We start from the raw sequence: 16,511 nt of genomic DNA on the forward strand, positions 1-16,511 counted from the left end.
GCTATTTCTTATGTGTCGCACGGTTTCATATTGGTTATGTGTTTGGTCTGAGGCCAATCGAGGCGAAGCAATATCTGATTTGTCTGTGATAAGAATATCGGCCTTGCATTTCGAATGCGTCGCGTTTCACTCGATGGGCATTATGCAGGATTTGACTATTTGCATTGATATCAATATAAATGTGGTGCATATGGATCGTATGTTGGGGGTGGGCGGGATACGGAAGCTCGAAGCCAAAGGCGGAGCTCTTTAACCGGGAGAGAGAAAATGGCCTATATTGAAGGATTTGTCGTCGCCGTCCCCAAGGCGAACAAGGAAGCCTATCGCAAGCATGCTGCTGAAGCCGCCGTATTATTCAAAGAGTTTGGCGTGACGCGCATGGTCGAGGCGTGGGGCGATGATGTGCCCGATGGCAAGGTCACAGATTTTCGCCGTGCGGTCAAAGCGGAAGCCGATGAGGAGGTTGTGTTCTCCTGGTTCGAATATCCCGACAAGGCGACGCGTGACGCTGCAAATAGCAAGATGATGAGCGACCCGCGCATGAAGGCGATGGGTGAACAGATGCCATTCGATGGCAAGCGCATGATCTTCGGCGGTTTTTCCACAATCGTCGATGTTTGAGTTCTTCAGGCATTTTCGCAGATGTGCATGAACGGCTTGTCCTTGTGGCGAGCCGTTCTCGATTCCTGTCAGGATCGAACGGCCGTTCCATGTCGGCTTTTCTCGCCCGGTATTATACAAAATCAGGAGTGTCTGCCCCCGACATCCGTTCGTGGTAAATCTCTGTTAAGCAAAATAATGCTTGATGGTGAAATTCGGATGGAGGCCCTTCGCAGGATTCGTCGTGGCTCCGAATATCCGGGAAGGAAGCCGAAATGTGGACCAAACAGAAGCGTAAATCGATCCGTGGGCGGTTTGTATTGCCTATTCTGACGGCTGCGTTTCTGAGCTATTTCGGTTTTCACGCCTATCACGGCGAATTCGGTCTCTATTCCCGTATCCAGCTTGAAGAGCAGAAAAGCCTTCTGGCCAAACAGCTTGAACAGGTGACGGCGGAACGCAACGCACTCGAAAAGCGGGTCACGCTTTTGCGCGACGGTTCCATCGAGAAGGATATGCTTGACGAGCAGGCGCGCAGGGCGCTTAATCTCTCCCATCCCGACGAGGTGACAATTATTACCTCCAGGGAAGACAGATCGAATTAACCGAAATCCAGTTAATTGTCTTTTTGTGGTATGTTTTTAAGGGCTTGGCGACATAGCAGCTATGCTCTGGGCGCATATTGTATCTTGTGATATGCCTGTATAACGTCACAATAGAACGACAATTTAGGGAGCGAGATATGGCACCGAGGGCTAAAAAGTCGCCTGCAGGTAAAACGCAGGCGTCTTCTGTGACTGCACCCAAGGCACCTGCGCCTGCGAACTTTGACAAGAAGCAGGAGCTGGACGCCTATCGCGAAATGCTGTTGATCCGGCGTTTCGAAGAAAAGGCCGGCCAGCTTTATGGCATGGGCTTCATTGGCGGTTTCTGCCACCTTTATATCGGCCAGGAAGCCGTTGTGGTCGGTATGCAGATGGCGCTGAAGGAAGGTGATCAGGTGATCACCGCCTATCGCGATCATGGCCATATGCTGGCGGCAGGCATGAGCGCGCGTGGCGTTATGGCTGAATTGACCGGACGCCGCAGCGGCCTTTCCAAGGGGAAGGGCGGCTCCATGCACATGTTCTCCAAGGAGAAGAATTTCTACGGCGGTCACGGTATCGTCGGTGCGCAGGTGTCACTCGGCACCGGTCTGGCATTCGCGAATCGCTATCGCGACAATGACAATGTAACGCTGACCTATTTCGGCGACGGCGCCTCCAATCAGGGGCAGGTCTACGAAAGCTTCAACATGGCATCGCTGTGGAAGCTGCCCGTGGTCTACATCATCGAGAACAATCGTTATGCTATGGGTACATCCGTTTCGCGCTCGTCGGCGGAAACGGATTTCTCGAAGCGTGGTCTCTCTTTCAATATTCCGGGTATCCAGGTGGACGGCATGGATGTGCGCGCGGTCAAGGCCGCAGCCGATCTGGCTGTGGAATGGACGCGCTCCGGCAAGGGGCCGATCATTCTCGACATGCAGACCTATCGCTATCGCGGTCACTCCATGTCGGACCCGGCCAAGTATCGCTCGAAGGAAGAAGTGCAGAAGATGCGCTCCGAGCATGATCCGATCGAGCAGGTCAAGCAGCGTCTGATCGAAAAGGGTTGGGCAACCGAGGAAGAGCTGAAGGAAATCGACAAGGACGTCCGCGATATTGTCGCTGATTCTGCCGATTTCGCTCAAAACGATCCGGAGCCGGATGCATCCGAGCTCTACACGGATATTCTGCTCTAATTCCAGGAAGGTGTTGTCATGCCCGTAGAAATTCTCATGCCCGCACTTTCCCCAACCATGGAAGAGGGCAAGCTCTCCAAGTGGCTGAAGAAAGAAGGCGACAAGGTTACGTCCGGCGATGTGATCGCTGAAATTGAAACCGACAAGGCGACGATGGAAGTCGAAGCTGTCGATGAAGGCACGATCGGCAAGATCCTTGTCGATGAAGGCACCGATGGCGTGAAGGTCAATACGCCGATTGCCGTGCTTCTCGGTGACGGTGAGAGCGCTTCCGATATCGGTTCCGCACCGGCTGCCAAGGCTGAAACGCAAAAGGACGAAGCCAAGGAAGAGCCAAAAGCCGAAGAAAAGAAGGCTGACGCTGTTCCGGCTGCTCCCAAGGCTCCGGCGCTTGAAGTCGCATCCGACCCAGACATTCCGGCCGGCACCGAAATGGTTTCCACGACCGTTCGTGAAGCGCTTCGTGACGCTATGGCCGAAGAAATGCGCCGGGACCCGAACGTTTTCGTGATGGGTGAAGAAGTCGCCGAATATCAGGGCGCTTACAAGGTAACGCAGGGGCTTCTTGACGAGTTCGGCCCGAAGCGCGTTGTCGATACCCCGATCACCGAACATGGTTTTGCCGGTGTCGGCGTTGGCGCTGCTTTTGCGGGTCTGCGCCCGATCGTTGAATTCATGACTTTCAACTTCGCCATGCAGGCAATCGATCAGATCGTGAATTCCGCCGCCAAGACGCTTTATATGTCCGGCGGGCAGATGGGCGCCCCGATGGTCTTCCGCGGCCCGTCCGGTGCTGCGGCACGCGTTGCTGCCCAGCATTCGCAGTGCTACGCGGCCTGGTACAGCCATATTCCGGGTCTGAAAGTCGTCATGCCATATACGGCAGCCGACGCCAAGGGCCTGCTGAAGGCTGCTATCCGCGATCCGAATCCGGTGATCTTCCTCGAAAACGAAATTCTTTATGGTCATCATTTCGATGTGCCGAAGCTTGACGATTTCGTTCTGCCGATCGGCAAGGCCCGCATTCACAAGCAGGGCAAGGATGCCACCATCGTTTCATTCGGCATCGGCATGACCTATGCCGTCAAGGCAGCTGAAGAACTGGCCCAGCAGGGTATCGATGTTGAAATCATCGATCTGCGCACGATCCGCCCGATGGATATCCCAACGGTCGTGGAATCGGTCAAGAAGACCGGCCGCCTGGTGACGGTGGAAGAAGGTTTCCCACAGTCGTCTGTTGGTACGGAAATTGCCACCCGCGTCATGCAGCAGGCCTTCGATTATCTCGATGCGCCGATCCTCACCATTGCCGGCAAGGATGTTCCGATGCCTTATGCGGCAAATCTGGAAAAACTGGCGCTGCCGACGGTCGCCGAAGTGGTCGAAGCGGTGAAAGCCGTTACCTATACCGCTTAAACAGAAAGGGTCTGGACATGCCGATCAATATCACCATGCCAGCGCTTTCTCCGACGATGGAAGAAGGCAACCTGTCGAAATGGCTGGTCAAGGAAGGCGACAAGATCGCTCCTGGCGATGTTATTGCTGAAATCGAGACCGACAAGGCCACGATGGAAGTGGAAGCTGTGGACGAAGGCACGATTGCCAAGATCGTGGTTCCCGCCGGTTCCGAAGGCGTCAAGGTCAATGCGCTGATTGCCATCCTCGCCGAAGAAGGCGAGGATGTGGCGGCTGCGGCCAAGGGTGCAGCGTCTGCTCCGAAGGCCGAAGCAAAGGCCGAGGTTCCGAAGGAAGAGCCAAAGCCGGCTGAAGCCAAGAAGGAAGCCGCAGCGCCTGCAGCGACGCCCGCGCCAGCCAAGATAGAGCAGCCTGCTGCTGCTTCGAATAAGGGTGATCGCGTGTTCGCGTCGCCGCTTGCTCGCCGCATCGCCAGGGAATCCGGTGTCGATATCGCTGCCGTGAAGGGCACCGGCCCGCATGGTCGTATCGTTCAGCGCGATGTGGAAGCCGCTCTGGCTTCCGGTAGCGCCAAGGCTGCTCAGCCGAAGGCGGACGCCGCCTCTGCCGCCGCGCCGAAGCCGATGTCGGATGATGCCGTTCTCAAGCTCTTTGAAGAAGGCACCTACGAGATCGTTCCGCATGACGGCATGCGCAAGACAATTGCCCGTCGTCTGGTGGAATCCAAGCAGACCGTTCCGCATTTCTATTTGACGATCGATTGCGAACTGGATGCGCTTCTCGCCCTGCGTTCGCAGATCAATGCCGCTGCGCCGGTGATCAAGACCGAAAAGGGCGAGGTTCCCGCCTACAAGCTCTCGGTCAACGATATGGTCATCAAGGCAACGGCTCTGGCGCTGCGCGATGTTCCGGATGCCAATGTGTCGTGGACAGAAGGCGGCATGGTCAAGCACAAGCGCGCTGATGTCGGCGTTGCTGTCTCCATTCCGGGCGGTCTGATTACGCCGATCGTTCGTCAGTCGGACTCGAAGACATTGTCGGCGATTTCCAACGAGATGAAGGATCTTGCCAAGCGTGCGCGCGATCGCAAGCTGAAGCCTGAAGAATATCAGGGCGGTTCGACCTCCGTGTCCAACCTTGGCATGTTCGGTGTGAAGGACTTTGCTGCAATCATCAATCCACCGCATGCGACCATTTTCGCAATCGGTGCCGGTGAACAGCGTGCAGTGGTCAAGAACGGTGAAATCAAGGTTGCGACCGTCATGTCCGTAACCCTTTCAACCGATCACCGCGCCGTCGATGGCGCGTTGGCCGCAGAACTTGCACAGGCCTTCAAGCGTCACATCGAAAACCCGATGGGCATGCTGGTCTGATCGATCAACTTCAAGGGCGTCGCGTTCTGTCGAATGCGACGCCTGAGGTTTTTGTATGGCTGGACAACTGAACCTACGTCAGGCTGAGCGCCGTGAAGCCGCAGAGATCGCCATTCTTGTCGATATCTCGTCGCACGGTTTTGCGTCGTGGCTCTGGTACGGTGCGGTTCTCGATGGCCGCAACGAGACTGCCATGGAACGTGGGCGCGATTATATGCGCGCCGACGGCCCGGAAGGCTGGCGGGGCACGACGATTGCCGAATGGGGAGGCGACATTGCGGGCCTTTCCCTTGGCTTCACCCTTGATGAAAGCCTGAATGATCTGCCGCGGCAACATCCGGTTCTGGATCAGTTGATCGATTTGCAGCGCAAGGTCATTGGCAACCGCTTTATCGACAGCATTGGTGTTTACCGGCAATTCCGCGGTAAAGGTATTGGCCATGCGCTCGTTGCCCGTGAAATCGATATTGCACGCCGGAACGGCAACCCGGCAATCAGCCTGATAACCGAAAGCCACAACGATGTGGCGCTCTCCCTTTACGGCGCCCATGGTTTCAAGGAAATTGAGCGGCTCGAAGCGATAGAACGCATTGGGCAGGACAAAAGACACGACTGGGTGCTGCTCACCCGGCAAGTGAACTGAGCAAAGGCAGGACAATATGGCCGACATTTACGACGTTATTGTTATCGGCTCTGGGCCGGGTGGCTATGTCACCGCAATCCGCGCTGCGCAGCTTGGCCTCAAGACGGCTATCGTCGAGCGCGAACATCTGGGCGGGATTTGCCTCAACTGGGGCTGCATCCCGACCAAGGCGCTTTTGCGCTCGGCTGAAATCCTGCATTTTGGCGAACACGCCAAGGATTACGGGCTGAAGCTGGAAGGCACGATCACGCCTGACGTCAAGGCTGTGGTGCAGCGGTCGCGCGGCGTTTCTGCCCGTCTGAACGGCGGCGTCGGCTTCCTGATGAAGAAGAACAAGATCGACGTGATCTGGGGCGAAGCGAAGCTCACCAAAGCCGCCTCTGGCTCAAACCCGGTTGAGATTTCGGTCGGCAAAACCTCAAAGCAGCCGATGCAGCCGCAGAACCCCGTTCCAAAGGGTGTCCTGGGCGAGGGTACCTACAAGGCGAAACACGTCATTGTCGCTACCGGCGCACGTCCGCGCGCTTTGCCGGGCATTGAGCCGGATGGCAAGCTGATCTGGACCTATTTCGAAGCCATGGTGCCGCAGGAACTGCCGAAATCCATGCTCGTGATGGGATCGGGCGCAATCGGCATCGAGTTCGCTTCCTTCTACAAGGACATGGGCGTCGACGTGACAGTCGTGGAACTGATGCCGCAGATCATGCCGGTCGAGGATGCGGAGATTTCGGCCCTCGCGCGCAAGCAGCTTGAAAAGCGCGGCCTGAAGATCATTACCGATGCGAAAGTTACCAAGGTCGAGAAGGGCGCAAGCAATGTGACCGCCCATATCGAGACCAAGGACGGAAAGACGCAGTCGTTGACGGTGGACCGCATGATTTCGGCCGTTGGCGTGCAGGGCAATATCGAAAATCTCGGCCTGGAAGCGCTTGGCGTCAAGACGGATCGCGGATGCATCGTCATCGATGGTTATGGCAAGACCAATGTTGCGGGTATCTATGCTATCGGTGACGTTGCCGGTCCGCCGATGCTGGCGCACAAGGCTGAGCATGAGGGCGTAATCTGTGTCGAGAAGATTGCCGGTCTTCCAAACGTTCATCCGCTCGACAAGAACATGATTCCGGGCTGCACCTATTGCAATCCGCAGGTCGCTTCCGTCGGTCTGACTGAAGCGAAGGCCAAGGAAAAGGGCTACGATATTCGCGTCGGACGCTATTCATTTGCCGCAAACGGCAAGGCGATCGCACTCGGGGAAGATCAGGGGCTGGTCAAGACCATCTTCGACAAGAAGACGGGACAATTGCTCGGCGCCCATATGGTCGGTGCGGAAGTGACCGAGCTCATCCAGGGCTTTGTCATTGCCATGAACCTTGAAACGACCGAGGAAGAACTGATGCATTCGGTCTTCCCGCATCCGACTCTTTCGGAAATGATGAAGGAAAGCGTTCTGGATGCGTATGGTCGCGCGCTGAACGCTTGAAGACGGAGAGACGCTCATTCCGCTGATCGAGAATGGAAGGCCATGGCGGCGCGCCGCCTGGCCGATCATCAAATGGTGTATCGTGGGAGGGCTGGTGCTGGGGTTTGCCGCTGGCACCTTGAGTGTCCTTGGCGGCAACACCATATCGATCAACGGAATGGCCCTGGCAGGCTGGTACGGAGTCTGGGCGCTTACATTGGCGCTGGGGGCCGCAGGCCTGGCGTTTGGCCTGATATGGGCATTGGTTTTCCGGGCTCTCGGACTGGCAGCGCGGCGATGAGTAGCAAATCGCCCAAGTTGACAGGGTAGGGAGCAGGGATTAGGACCGAACCGAACTTGGAAGCGTTTCATGAAAACGCTTCGGATAGGCAGGAAAAAGCATGGTTACAGTTCTCGATCTGGTGAACCAAGGCAAGCGTGAGCGGCATCCAGAGAAGGCGCATCGTCCGGACAATGTTGTCCTGAAGAAGCCCGACTGGATTCGCGTCAAGGCTCCTGTCTCACGCGGCTATGGCGAAACGCGCGATATCGTCCGTTCAAACAAGCTGGTCACGGTTTGCGAAGAAGCGGGCTGCCCGAACATCGGCGAATGCTGGGAAAAGAAGCACGCGACCTTCATGATCATGGGCGAGATCTGCACGCGTGCCTGCGCCTTCTGCAATGTCTCGACCGGTATTCCGACGGCGCTCGATCCCAACGAACCGGAGAATGTCGCCAAGGCCGTCAAGCAGATGGGCCTGACGCATGTGGTTATCACCTCAGTGGATCGTGACGATCTTGCCGATGGCGGCGCACAGCATTTTGCGGAGGTCATTCAGGCGATCCGCGAGGCTGCCCCTGCGACCACGATTGAAATCCTGACGCCGGATTTCCTGCGCAAGGAAGGCGCTCTCGAAGTTGTGGTCAAAGCGCGTCCGGATGTGTTCAATCACAATCTGGAAACCGTGCCTTCGAAATATCTTAAGGTGCGTCCCGGCGCCCGCTATTTCCATTCGATCCGCCTGTTGCAGCGCGTCAAGGAACTGGATCCGACCATTTTCACCAAATCCGGCATCATGGTCGGTCTCGGCGAGGAACGGAATGAAATCCTTCAGCTGATGGACGATCTTCGTTCGGCGGATGTGGATTTCATGACCATCGGTCAGTATCTCCAGCCGACCCGCAAGCATCACCCGGTTATCCGCTTCGTGACGCCTGACGAATTCAAGTCGTTCGAAACGATTGGCCGGACGAAAGGCTTCCTTCTGGTCGCATCCAGCCCGTTGACGCGTTCGTCGCATCATGCCGGCGATGATTTCGCCAAGCTGAGGGCAGCGCGCGAGGCGCAGATCGCCGCACGGGTTTAAGACAGGAAATGCCGCAATTCACGACCGTCAGGCGGGTACATCACCGGGCAGACCAGATGTTCGGCCTCGTCGCGGATGTTGAAAAATATCCGCAATTCCTGCCAATGTGCGAGGCTTTGTCGGTTCGCTCCCGCAAGGAGCGGGATGGCAAGGCGCTGCTGATTGCCGACATGACGGTCGGCTACAAACTCATCCGCGAGACATTCACCAGTCAGGTGCTGCTGAAACCCGATGACAATGTCATCGATGTGAAATATCTCGACGGGCCGTTTCGTTATCTCGACAACCGCTGGACCTTCAGGCCGGTGGGCGACGGAAGCGAGTGCGATGTCGAGTTTTTCATCGATTATGAGTTCAAGAGCCGTACCCTCGGCATTCTCATGGGAACGATGTTCGATCTCGCTTTCAAGAAATTTTCCGAAGCCTTCGAGAAGCGGGCCGACCAGATTTACGGCCTGGAAAAAGAATAATTCTATTCGATGCGCAGGTTTTCCAAAACCAGGTCCAGCGCGGCGAGAACCGTCGCATGGCGAATTTCGGCTCTGGTTTTGGGGCCGAAACGGCATTCGCGATGAAGGGTCGGATGGCCTTTTCGCGCCGATGCGACATGAACGAGGCCAACGGGTTTTTCATCGGAGCCACCGCCTGGTCCGGCAATGCCCGTAACCGCCACGGTTACACCGGCATAGGAGCGGGCAAGCGCCCCCTCTGCCATGGAAAGCGCAACTTCTTTCGAGACAGCGCCGACGCGATTGATGAGTTCCATCGGAACGTCGATCATTTGGGCTTTCGCTTCATTGGAATAGGTGACAAAGCCGCGATCGACGACATCGGACGATCCGGCGATGTCGGTCAAAGCGCCGGCTATCAGCCCGCCCGTGCAGGATTCGGCCGTCGCGATCATCACGCCCGCCTTGCGGCAGGAATCGAGCACGGCAACAGCTTTTTCTTCTGCAATCAGCGCGCTCATTCGGGCACCTCGCCGGGATAGATGACGGTTGCCGTTGCAATGGCCGCAATGCCCTCACGGCGTCCGACGAAGCCCAGTTTTTCATTGGTCGTCGCCTTGACGGAAACGCGGTCTGCGGCAATTCCCAGCATATCGCAAAGCGCTTCCGTCATTGCTGCGCGGTGTGGTCCGATCTTCGGGGCTTCGCTGATAAAGGTTACATCAACATTGGCGATACGGCCACCTGCCTCACGCACGATACTGGCGGCGTGTTCAACGAATATGCGGGAGGCCGCACCTTTCCATTGTGGGTCGGAAGGCGGGAAATGCGTGCCGATATCGCCCGCTCCTCGCGTTGCAAGCAGGGCGTCGGTCAGGGCATGAAGTCCGACATCGGCGTCCGAATGGCCATTGAGTTTTGCGTCATGGGGGATTTTCACGCCGCACAGCGTCACATGATCGCCGGGCTCGAAGGAATGGACGTCATAGCCATTGCCGGTACGAATGTCGGGAAATGAGACGTGATCTTGCCGCAGGCGCTTGTCAGCCATTTCGATATCCTTTGCCCAGGTAAGCTTTGTATTGTCCGCCGATCCTTCGATGATACGGACGGCTATGCCTTGCCATTCGGCAATGGCGGCGTCATCCGTGAAATCGGAGCGATCAATCGCGAAGGCCTTTTCATGCGCGTCGAGGATCGGCATGTAGGGAAATGCTTGCGGTGTCTGGGCCGCATAAAGGCCAGCGCGCGGCACCGTGGTTTTCACCGTTCCGTTCGCAGCCGATTGCTTGAGCGTGTCCGCAACGGCCAGGGCCGGTAGAACGCCTTCATCGGGCGCGAGGTTTTCCACGATGCGTTTCAGCAAATCCTGACTGACAAACGGCCGCACGCCGTCATGGATCATGACATATTGCGGCGCGTGACCTTTCAAGGCGAGGAGGCCGAGGCGTGTTGATTCCTGCCGGGTGGCGCCACCGTTCACCACGCTGATGTCGCCGCAATTTTCTGGAAGGGCGCGTTCGTAAAGCACATGGTCGTCAGGGTGAATGACGACAACGATGTTATCAACCAGCGGGCAGTCGATAAAAGCGCGCAAAGTGCGGGCAAGTACGGCTTCGCCACCGATGCGCCGGTATTGCTTCGGCCCTTCGGCGCTTTGCCCGGCCCGCTCTCCGCGGCCTGCCGCCACAATGACTGCTGCTATCCTTGAAATGGCTGTCACCTCTGCCAAAGCTTGCATCTGCAAGCCGAATAAAGCCTTGCGCGAATAAATGCCAGACGACAATTGATCCATCGTGATTTTGCGCGCGCTTTTCCTTGCGTTGAAAAGGGAGGCTGATTAATGTATGTGCTAATTGCACCATGCACATCAAATAGGCATTTATTGGTGAGTTTTCTCGATCAACCATTGAACATTAGCGGTGTGGTGCTTGCCAACCGCGTCTTCCTCGCGCCGATGTCGGGCGTTTCGGACCTCCCGTTCCGCAGGCGCGCAGCCGAGGCTGGCGCGGGCATGGTCGTATCTGAAATGGTCGCCAGCGCCGAACTCTGCAACCGTCACAAGGAAAGCCTTCTGCGCCTTTCCGGTAAGGGGCTTGGAACGCATGTCGTGCAGCTTGCGGGGCGCGAAGCGCATTGGATGGGCGAGGCGGCCAGAATAGCCGAGGGCGAGGGCGCCGATATCATCGATATCAATATGGGCTGTCCGGCCAAGAAAGTGACAGGCGGCTATTCCGGCTCCGCGCTGATGCGCGATCTCGACCATGCCATGACCCTCATCGAGGCGACCGTCAATGCAGTCAGCGTTCCGGTTACGCTCAAGATGCGGCTGGGGTGGGACGAGAAAAGCATCAACGCGCCTGAGCTGGCAAGTCGCGCCGAAGGTGCCGGTATCGCCATGGTGACTGTCCATGGGCGGACGCGCTGCCAGTTCTATGAAGGCAAGGCGGACTGGAAGGCAATCCACGCCGTCCGCGACGCGATCAAAATTCCTCTGGTCGCCAACGGCGATGTGGCGTCTCGACGTGATGCCGAGGAAATCCTGCGCCGTTCCGGGGCGGATGCCGTGATGGTCGGGCGCGCCTCTTACGGCCAGCCATGGCTGGCCGGTGCAATCGCCGGAAGCGATCTTGCCCCACGGTCGCGAAGTGAAATTCTTGATTATATTATAAAGCATTATGAAGATATGCTCGAGCATTATGGAAGCACGACAGGCATCCGCCACTCCCGCAAGCATCTCGGCTGGTATCTCGATCGCCATGCTGGCGCGGCATGCACGTCGGCGGAGAAAGCGGAAGTGATGACTTTGACCGACAGGCAGGCCGTCATTGACGCCTTGCGTCGGATATTCACGCGCGAAACTCCTGAAGCCGCGCTCAAGGAGGTTGCCTGATGCGCGAGAGAACAGAAACGAACGGCATTCCATCGGTTGTGCTCGACGCGATCAGCCAGCCCGTCATTATGGTCAGCGCCGAGAATTATATCGCCTATGCCAATCTGGATGCGGAACAGTTCTTCCGTTCCGGCTCGTCCATTCTGGCGCGCAACCGGCTGGAATCCTTTCTGCCCTTTGGCAGCCCGCTTTTGGCGCTGGTCGATCAGGTTCGCACCAGCCAGATGCCGGTCAACGAATATCGGGTCGATGTCTCATCGCCGCGTCTCGGGACGGAACGTATCGTCGATATTTATGTGGCGCCTGTGACGGAACTTCCGGGTGCCGTGGTCATCCTCTTCAAGGAAAAGACGATGGCCGAAAAGATCGATCGCCAGATGACGCATCGCGGTGCGGCGCGGTCCGTCACGGGGCTTGCCTCGATGCTGGCCCATGAAATCAAAAATCCCCTATCCGGCATACGCGGCGCGGCACAATTGCTGGAGCAGGTTGTCAGCGATGAAGATCGTGCGCTTGCGCGCCTCATCACCGATGAAACGGATCGAATCGTCTCACTGGTCGATCGCATGGAGGTTTTCTCGGATGAGCGGCCTATCGAGCGCACTGCCGTCAATATTCATGCGGTTCTGGACCATGTGAAGGCGATCGCGAAGAACGGTTTCGCACGAAAAATCCGTTTCGTGGAGGATTACGATCCTTCGCTCCCGCCGGTTTTTGCCAATCGGGACCAGCTCGTGCAGGTTTTCCTCAATCTGTTGAAGAATGCCTCGGAAGCCATAGGCGACCGTGAGGGCGGCGAGATTGTCCTGTCCACGGCTTATCGTCCGGGCATTCGCCTGCAAGTGCCGGGCGCGCGGGACAGGGTGGCGCTGCCGCTCGAATTCTGCGTGCATGACAACGGACCGGGTGTGCCGCCGGACATGCTGCCGCATCTGTTCGATCCCTTTGTTACCACGAAGACCAACGGTTCGGGGTTGGGGTTGGCGCTGGTTGCAAAGATCATTGGCGATCATGGCGGCATCATCGAATGCGACAGCCACCCTTCACGCACGACTTTCCGCGTTCTGATGCCCGCGTGGAAAAATACGGAACCGGCAGCAGGAAATACTGGAGATAACGCATGACCGCAGGACGTCCGACAGGAACCATATTGGTGGCGGATGACGATGCAGCCATTCGGACGGTGTTGAACCAGGCCTTGTCGCGTGCAGGTTACGATGTGCGCGTGACCTCCAATGCCGCGTCGCTCTGGCGATGGGTGGCGGCGGGCGACGGTGATCTGGTCATTACCGACGTCAATATGCCGGACGAGAATGCCTTCGACCTTCTGCCGCGCATCAAGAAGATACGCCCCGACCTGCCGGTTGTCGTGATGAGCGCGCAGAATACATTCATGACGGCTATCCGGGCATCGGAGGCCGGAGCCTATGAATATCTGCCAAAGCCATTCGATCTGACGGAACTTATCAATATCGTCGGCCGTGCGCTGTCCGAACCGAAACGCAAGCCGGTCGCCGTTCTGTCGGATGAACAGGCAGACAACATGCCGCTGGTCGGCCGGTCGCCTGCGATGCAGGAAATCTACCGTTTGCTGGCGCGCATGATGCAGACGGATCTGACCGTCATGGTCACGGGCGAATCCGGTACAGGCAAGGAACTGGTTGCGCGTGCCCTGCATGAATATGGGCGCCGCCGGAAAGGCCCGTTTGTTGCGATCAATATGGCGGCGATCCCGCGCGACCTGATCGAGTCCGAGTTGTTCGGGCACGAGAAAGGCGCCTTTACCGGCGCGCAGAACCGCTCAAGCGGGCGCTTCGAACAGGCGAATGGCGGAACGCTGTTTCTCGACGAGATCGGCGATATGCCACTGGAAGCGCAAACCCGTCTTCTGCGCGTGTTGCAGCAGGGCGAATATATGACGGTCGGTGGACGCACGCCGATCAAGACCGATGTGCGCATCGTTGCGGCAACGAACAAGGATCTGCGGCAACTGATAGCGCAGGGGCTGTTCCGCGAAGATCTTTATTACCGGCTGAATGTCGTGCCTCTGCGCTTGCCGCCGCTGCGCGAGCGCAGCGAGGATGTGGCCGATCTCGTGCGCCATTTTTTCAAGCGCGCTGCCGAGGAAGGTCTGCCGGAGAAGCGCATCAGCACCGCCGGGCTGGAAATGATGCGCCGGTATCCTTGGCCGGGCAATGTGCGTGAACTGGAAAACCTCGTGCGAAGACTTGCGGCACTTTATCCGCAAGAAGAAATTTCGCCGGAAATCATCGAAACGGAATTGAAGGCCGAACTGGCCAAGCCCGATATCGTGCCCGCCGGCGGCGGCGATTTGGAGAGTGTTACCATATCGCAGGCCGTCGAGCAGAACATGCAGCGTTATTTTGCGTCCTTCGGCTCCGACTTGCCTCCGCCGGGGCTTTATCATCGGGTTCTGGCCGAGCTGGAATATCCCCTGATCCTCGCATGCCTCACGGCAACCCGTGGAAACCAGATCAAGGCGGCGGACCTTCTGGGGCTCAACCGAAATACATTGCGCAAGAAAATTCGCGAACTCGGGGTCAATATCTATCGCGGAAACAAGGGAAATTGAGCCGTACTCGGTGCCAATAACGCATTAACTACATTATTTAATGAGCGATTAAGTCTGTTCGTCTACTGTTGGTTGCATGAGAAATCAGCAATCCACGCGAAGCACGAAAACCCGACGGATTCTCGAACCGGCTGTAAGAAGCGGGATTCTTGCCGCCCCCCTGATATTGATGCTTGCAATCGTCGTCATCTTGTCAGGCGCGGAACCAAAACTCGCGGCGATGATTGATCAAACCTTCACCGGTTCGATAAGTCCTATCATCAAGTAACGGTTTGCCGGTCTTGAAGCGAATGCATGGTCCTCTATTCTTTTGGGGTAGCTAAAGGAGGTTATCATGCGTCTTGCCGTCACGGCCCTGTTGCTCGCTGTTTCTGCTGCTGCGGCTTATGCCGCTCCACCGCCGGAAGGCATGAGGCTTTCGGAAATAATCGCGAAAATCGAACAGAATGCGGACACGGCTTTCGTCGATGAAGTCGACTGGAATGATCGCGGCTATTACGAGATCGAATATATCACCAAGGCCGGTGCGAAGGTGGAGGTGAAAATCGATCCGAAAACCGGGAAAAATGTTCGGTGATCATCATCGCTTTCAGGAGCAATCCTGTTGGAGCGGGTAGCGGGAATCGAACCCGCGCGTTCAGCTTGGGAAGCTGACAGGCTACCATTACATCATACCCGCAAACTGTAATATATTTCAGTCAATTAGCGACATTTCTGATGAGATTGCACCAGAAATCTTACAGTTGGTTTTGCCAAATTATGTTCTCTTTCTGGTCGCGTCAAACAGTTTTGTCAACAGCATTGACCTGTCGTGCCGCCTGGTTGCGCGTCCTCACGAAACGCTACAGCGTCGTGACAAATTTTTCATGAACCGTTCCATTGATATCCGGAATTGAAAGGCCATCTGCAGTTAACGCTCCCAATCATACAGCCGATGATTTATCGGCTGTCGCAGATGACAGGAAATCCATGGGCAAAACCACCAAGCGCCGGGCACTGCTTATCGTCAATCCTCATGCCCGAAATGGCAGGGGATACGGCACCGATATCCGCTCCGCGCTGGAGAGCGGCGGCTTCCAGCTTATCGAGCGAAATCCGCAAGGTGACGATACGATTTCAGATTTGATCCTTCGTGAAAGAGATTGCGACCTTGTTATTGTAGGCGGTGGCGACGGATCCCTGAATGCTGCGGCCAAAGGGTTGATGGAAACGGGATTGCCGCTTGCAATCCTTCCGCTTGGAACTGCGAACGATTTCGCCCGCACCATTGGCATACCGGCCGATCCGGTCGAGGCGGCGCGCCGCATTGCTTCCTATCGGTCGCATCCCATTGATCTCGGCGAGGTGAACGGTCATCTCTACTTCAATGTCGCAAGCATCGGCTTCAGCGCCGAACTGGCGCAGCAACTCAGTTCCGCGGCAAAGAAGAAGTGGGGAAAGCTCGGTTATGCGCTTGTCGCGGCGCGCATTCTCATGCGCTCCGAGCTTTTCACAGCCTATCTGGAACATGACGGCATGACGGAGAAAATTCATACATTGCAGGTTTCTGTCGGGAACGGAAAATTCTATGGCGGGGGCATGGCGGTCGAGAAGAATGCGACGGTGGATGACGGCAAGCTGGATTTCTACAGTCTGGAGGTCGATCACTGGTGGAAGCTTTTGCGCCTGCTCCCAAGTCTGCGCCGCGGCACCCATTCCAAATGGGATGATGTGCGGGCTTTTCCGACGACTGAAGTAATTATCCGTACCAAAAAGCCGCGTGCCGTGAATACGGATGGCGAACTATCCACCTGGACGCCGGCGCATTTTCGCCTGCTGCGCAAGGCGATCCATGTCTATATGCCCGATCCGTCGTTGAAGCCCTGATATTGACCGTAAAAAATGGCCCGCCTTGTTGAGCGGGCCTAATCCATGACGTTAGGTGACTGGCTCGGA

18 protein-coding genes and 1 tRNA gene are annotated in these 16,511 nt (G+C 56.8%); 16 read left to right on the top strand and 3 right to left on the bottom strand.

Annotated elements, in window-relative coordinates; genetic code table 11:
* From AVM02_RS10610 to AVM02_RS10660, 11 genes are all read left to right on the top strand, one after another.
* The coding region (locus AVM02_RS10610) for a hypothetical protein (RefSeq protein ID WP_411506933.1) at window positions 1-253 on the top strand (253 nt) is incomplete at its 5' end.
* A gap of 14 nt (window positions 254-267) precedes the next feature.
* Window positions 268-621: a DUF1428 domain-containing protein gene (locus tag AVM02_RS10615; RefSeq protein ID WP_411506934.1), complete on the top strand. Its 354-nt coding sequence runs from the start codon at window positions 268-270 to the stop codon at window positions 619-621.
* 254 nt (window positions 622-875) lie between these two features.
* On the top strand, window positions 876-1,205 hold the full coding sequence (locus tag AVM02_RS10620) for an FtsB family cell division protein (RefSeq protein ID WP_411506935.1): 330 nt from the start codon (window positions 876-878) through the stop codon (window positions 1,203-1,205).
* A 137-nt stretch (window positions 1,206-1,342) separates the two neighbouring features.
* The gene (gene pdhA / locus AVM02_RS10625) at window positions 1,343-2,383 is read left to right on the top strand and encodes a pyruvate dehydrogenase (acetyl-transferring) E1 component subunit alpha (protein ID WP_411506936.1); all 1,041 of its coding nucleotides are present in this window, start codon (window positions 1,343-1,345) and stop codon (window positions 2,381-2,383) included.
* An 18-nt stretch (window positions 2,384-2,401) separates the two neighbouring features.
* Window positions 2,402-3,799, top strand: coding sequence for a pyruvate dehydrogenase complex E1 component subunit beta (locus AVM02_RS10630; protein ID WP_411506937.1), 1,398 nt, complete (start codon window positions 2,402-2,404; stop codon window positions 3,797-3,799).
* Between the two features lie 35 nt (window positions 3,800-3,834).
* A complete protein-coding gene (locus tag AVM02_RS10635) occupies window positions 3,835-5,172 on the top strand; it encodes a pyruvate dehydrogenase complex dihydrolipoamide acetyltransferase (RefSeq protein ID WP_411506997.1) in 1,338 nt (445 codons plus the stop codon).
* A gap of 55 nt (window positions 5,173-5,227) precedes the next feature.
* A complete protein-coding gene (locus tag AVM02_RS10640; RefSeq protein WP_411506938.1) occupies window positions 5,228-5,815 on the top strand; it encodes a GNAT family N-acetyltransferase in 588 nt (195 codons plus the stop codon).
* 16 nt (window positions 5,816-5,831) lie between these two features.
* A complete protein-coding gene (gene lpdA / locus AVM02_RS10645; RefSeq protein ID WP_411506939.1) occupies window positions 5,832-7,295 on the top strand; it encodes a dihydrolipoyl dehydrogenase in 1,464 nt (487 codons plus the stop codon).
* Between the two features lie 82 nt (window positions 7,296-7,377).
* Entirely contained in the window at window positions 7,378-7,575 is a 198-nt protein-coding gene (locus tag AVM02_RS10650; protein ID WP_411506940.1) for a hypothetical protein, read from the top strand.
* A 100-nt stretch (window positions 7,576-7,675) separates the two neighbouring features.
* Window positions 7,676-8,641 (top strand): lipoyl synthase, encoded by a 966-nt coding sequence (lipA, locus tag AVM02_RS10655; RefSeq protein ID WP_411506941.1) that lies wholly within the window; start codon window positions 7,676-7,678, stop codon window positions 8,639-8,641.
* A gap of 8 nt (window positions 8,642-8,649) precedes the next feature.
* On the top strand, window positions 8,650-9,111 hold the full coding sequence (locus tag AVM02_RS10660) for a type II toxin-antitoxin system RatA family toxin (RefSeq protein WP_411506942.1): 462 nt from the start codon (window positions 8,650-8,652) through the stop codon (window positions 9,109-9,111).
* A 2-nt stretch (window positions 9,112-9,113) separates the two neighbouring features.
* Here the strand turns inward: AVM02_RS10660 and AVM02_RS10665 are convergent, their stop codons facing one another.
* Both AVM02_RS10665 and AVM02_RS10670 read right to left on the bottom strand, forming a co-directional pair.
* Window positions 9,114-9,611, bottom strand: a complete 498-nt coding sequence (locus AVM02_RS10665; protein WP_411506943.1) for a CinA family protein — start codon at window positions 9,609-9,611, stop codon at window positions 9,114-9,116.
* Window positions 9,608-10,831 carry a bifunctional 2-C-methyl-D-erythritol 4-phosphate cytidylyltransferase/2-C-methyl-D-erythritol 2,4-cyclodiphosphate synthase gene (locus AVM02_RS10670; RefSeq protein WP_411506944.1) on the bottom strand — a complete coding sequence of 408 codons (1,224 nt, stop codon included), beginning with the start codon at window positions 10,829-10,831 and terminating at the stop codon, window positions 9,608-9,610. The genes AVM02_RS10665 and AVM02_RS10670 overlap by 4 nt, the downstream gene beginning before the upstream one ends.
* Before the next feature lie 147 nt (window positions 10,832-10,978).
* Here AVM02_RS10670 and dusB point away from each other — a divergent pair, with 147 nt between their 5' ends.
* The 4 genes from dusB to AVM02_RS10690 all read left to right on the top strand — a co-directional run bounded on the left by dusB (window position 10,979) and on the right by AVM02_RS10690 (window position 15,153).
* A complete protein-coding gene (gene dusB, locus AVM02_RS10675) occupies window positions 10,979-11,983 on the top strand; it encodes a tRNA dihydrouridine synthase DusB (RefSeq protein ID WP_411506945.1) in 1,005 nt (334 codons plus the stop codon).
* Window positions 11,983-13,107: a two-component system sensor histidine kinase NtrB gene (locus tag AVM02_RS10680; RefSeq protein WP_411506946.1), complete on the top strand. Its 1,125-nt coding sequence runs from the start codon at window positions 11,983-11,985 to the stop codon at window positions 13,105-13,107. Before dusB ends, AVM02_RS10680 begins: the two co-directional genes overlap by 1 nt.
* Complete coding sequence (gene ntrC, locus AVM02_RS10685) at window positions 13,104-14,576, top strand: nitrogen regulation protein NR(I) (protein ID WP_411506947.1); 1,473 nt, start codon at window positions 13,104-13,106, stop codon at window positions 14,574-14,576. The genes AVM02_RS10680 and ntrC overlap by 4 nt, the downstream gene beginning before the upstream one ends.
* A 334-nt stretch (window positions 14,577-14,910) precedes the next feature.
* Window positions 14,911-15,153, top strand: a complete 243-nt coding sequence (locus tag AVM02_RS10690; RefSeq protein WP_411506948.1) for a PepSY domain-containing protein — start codon at window positions 14,911-14,913, stop codon at window positions 15,151-15,153.
* Between the two features lie 28 nt (window positions 15,154-15,181).
* On the opposite strand, the gene AVM02_RS10695 is transcribed toward AVM02_RS10690, so the two are convergent.
* Window positions 15,182-15,255: transfer RNA gene (locus AVM02_RS10695), tRNA-Gly, on the bottom strand.
* A gap of 290 nt (window positions 15,256-15,545) precedes the next feature.
* Between AVM02_RS10695 and AVM02_RS10700 the strand changes: the two genes are divergently transcribed.
* Window positions 15,546-16,442, top strand: coding sequence for a lipid kinase (locus AVM02_RS10700; protein WP_411506949.1), 897 nt, complete (start codon window positions 15,546-15,548; stop codon window positions 16,440-16,442).
* Window positions 16,443-16,511: the final 69 nt, after the last annotated feature.

Origin of the sequence: Brucella anthropi (genome assembly GCF_046630315.1) — a bacterium.
Lineage (GTDB): Bacteria > Pseudomonadota > Alphaproteobacteria > Rhizobiales > Rhizobiaceae > Brucella > Brucella anthropi_A.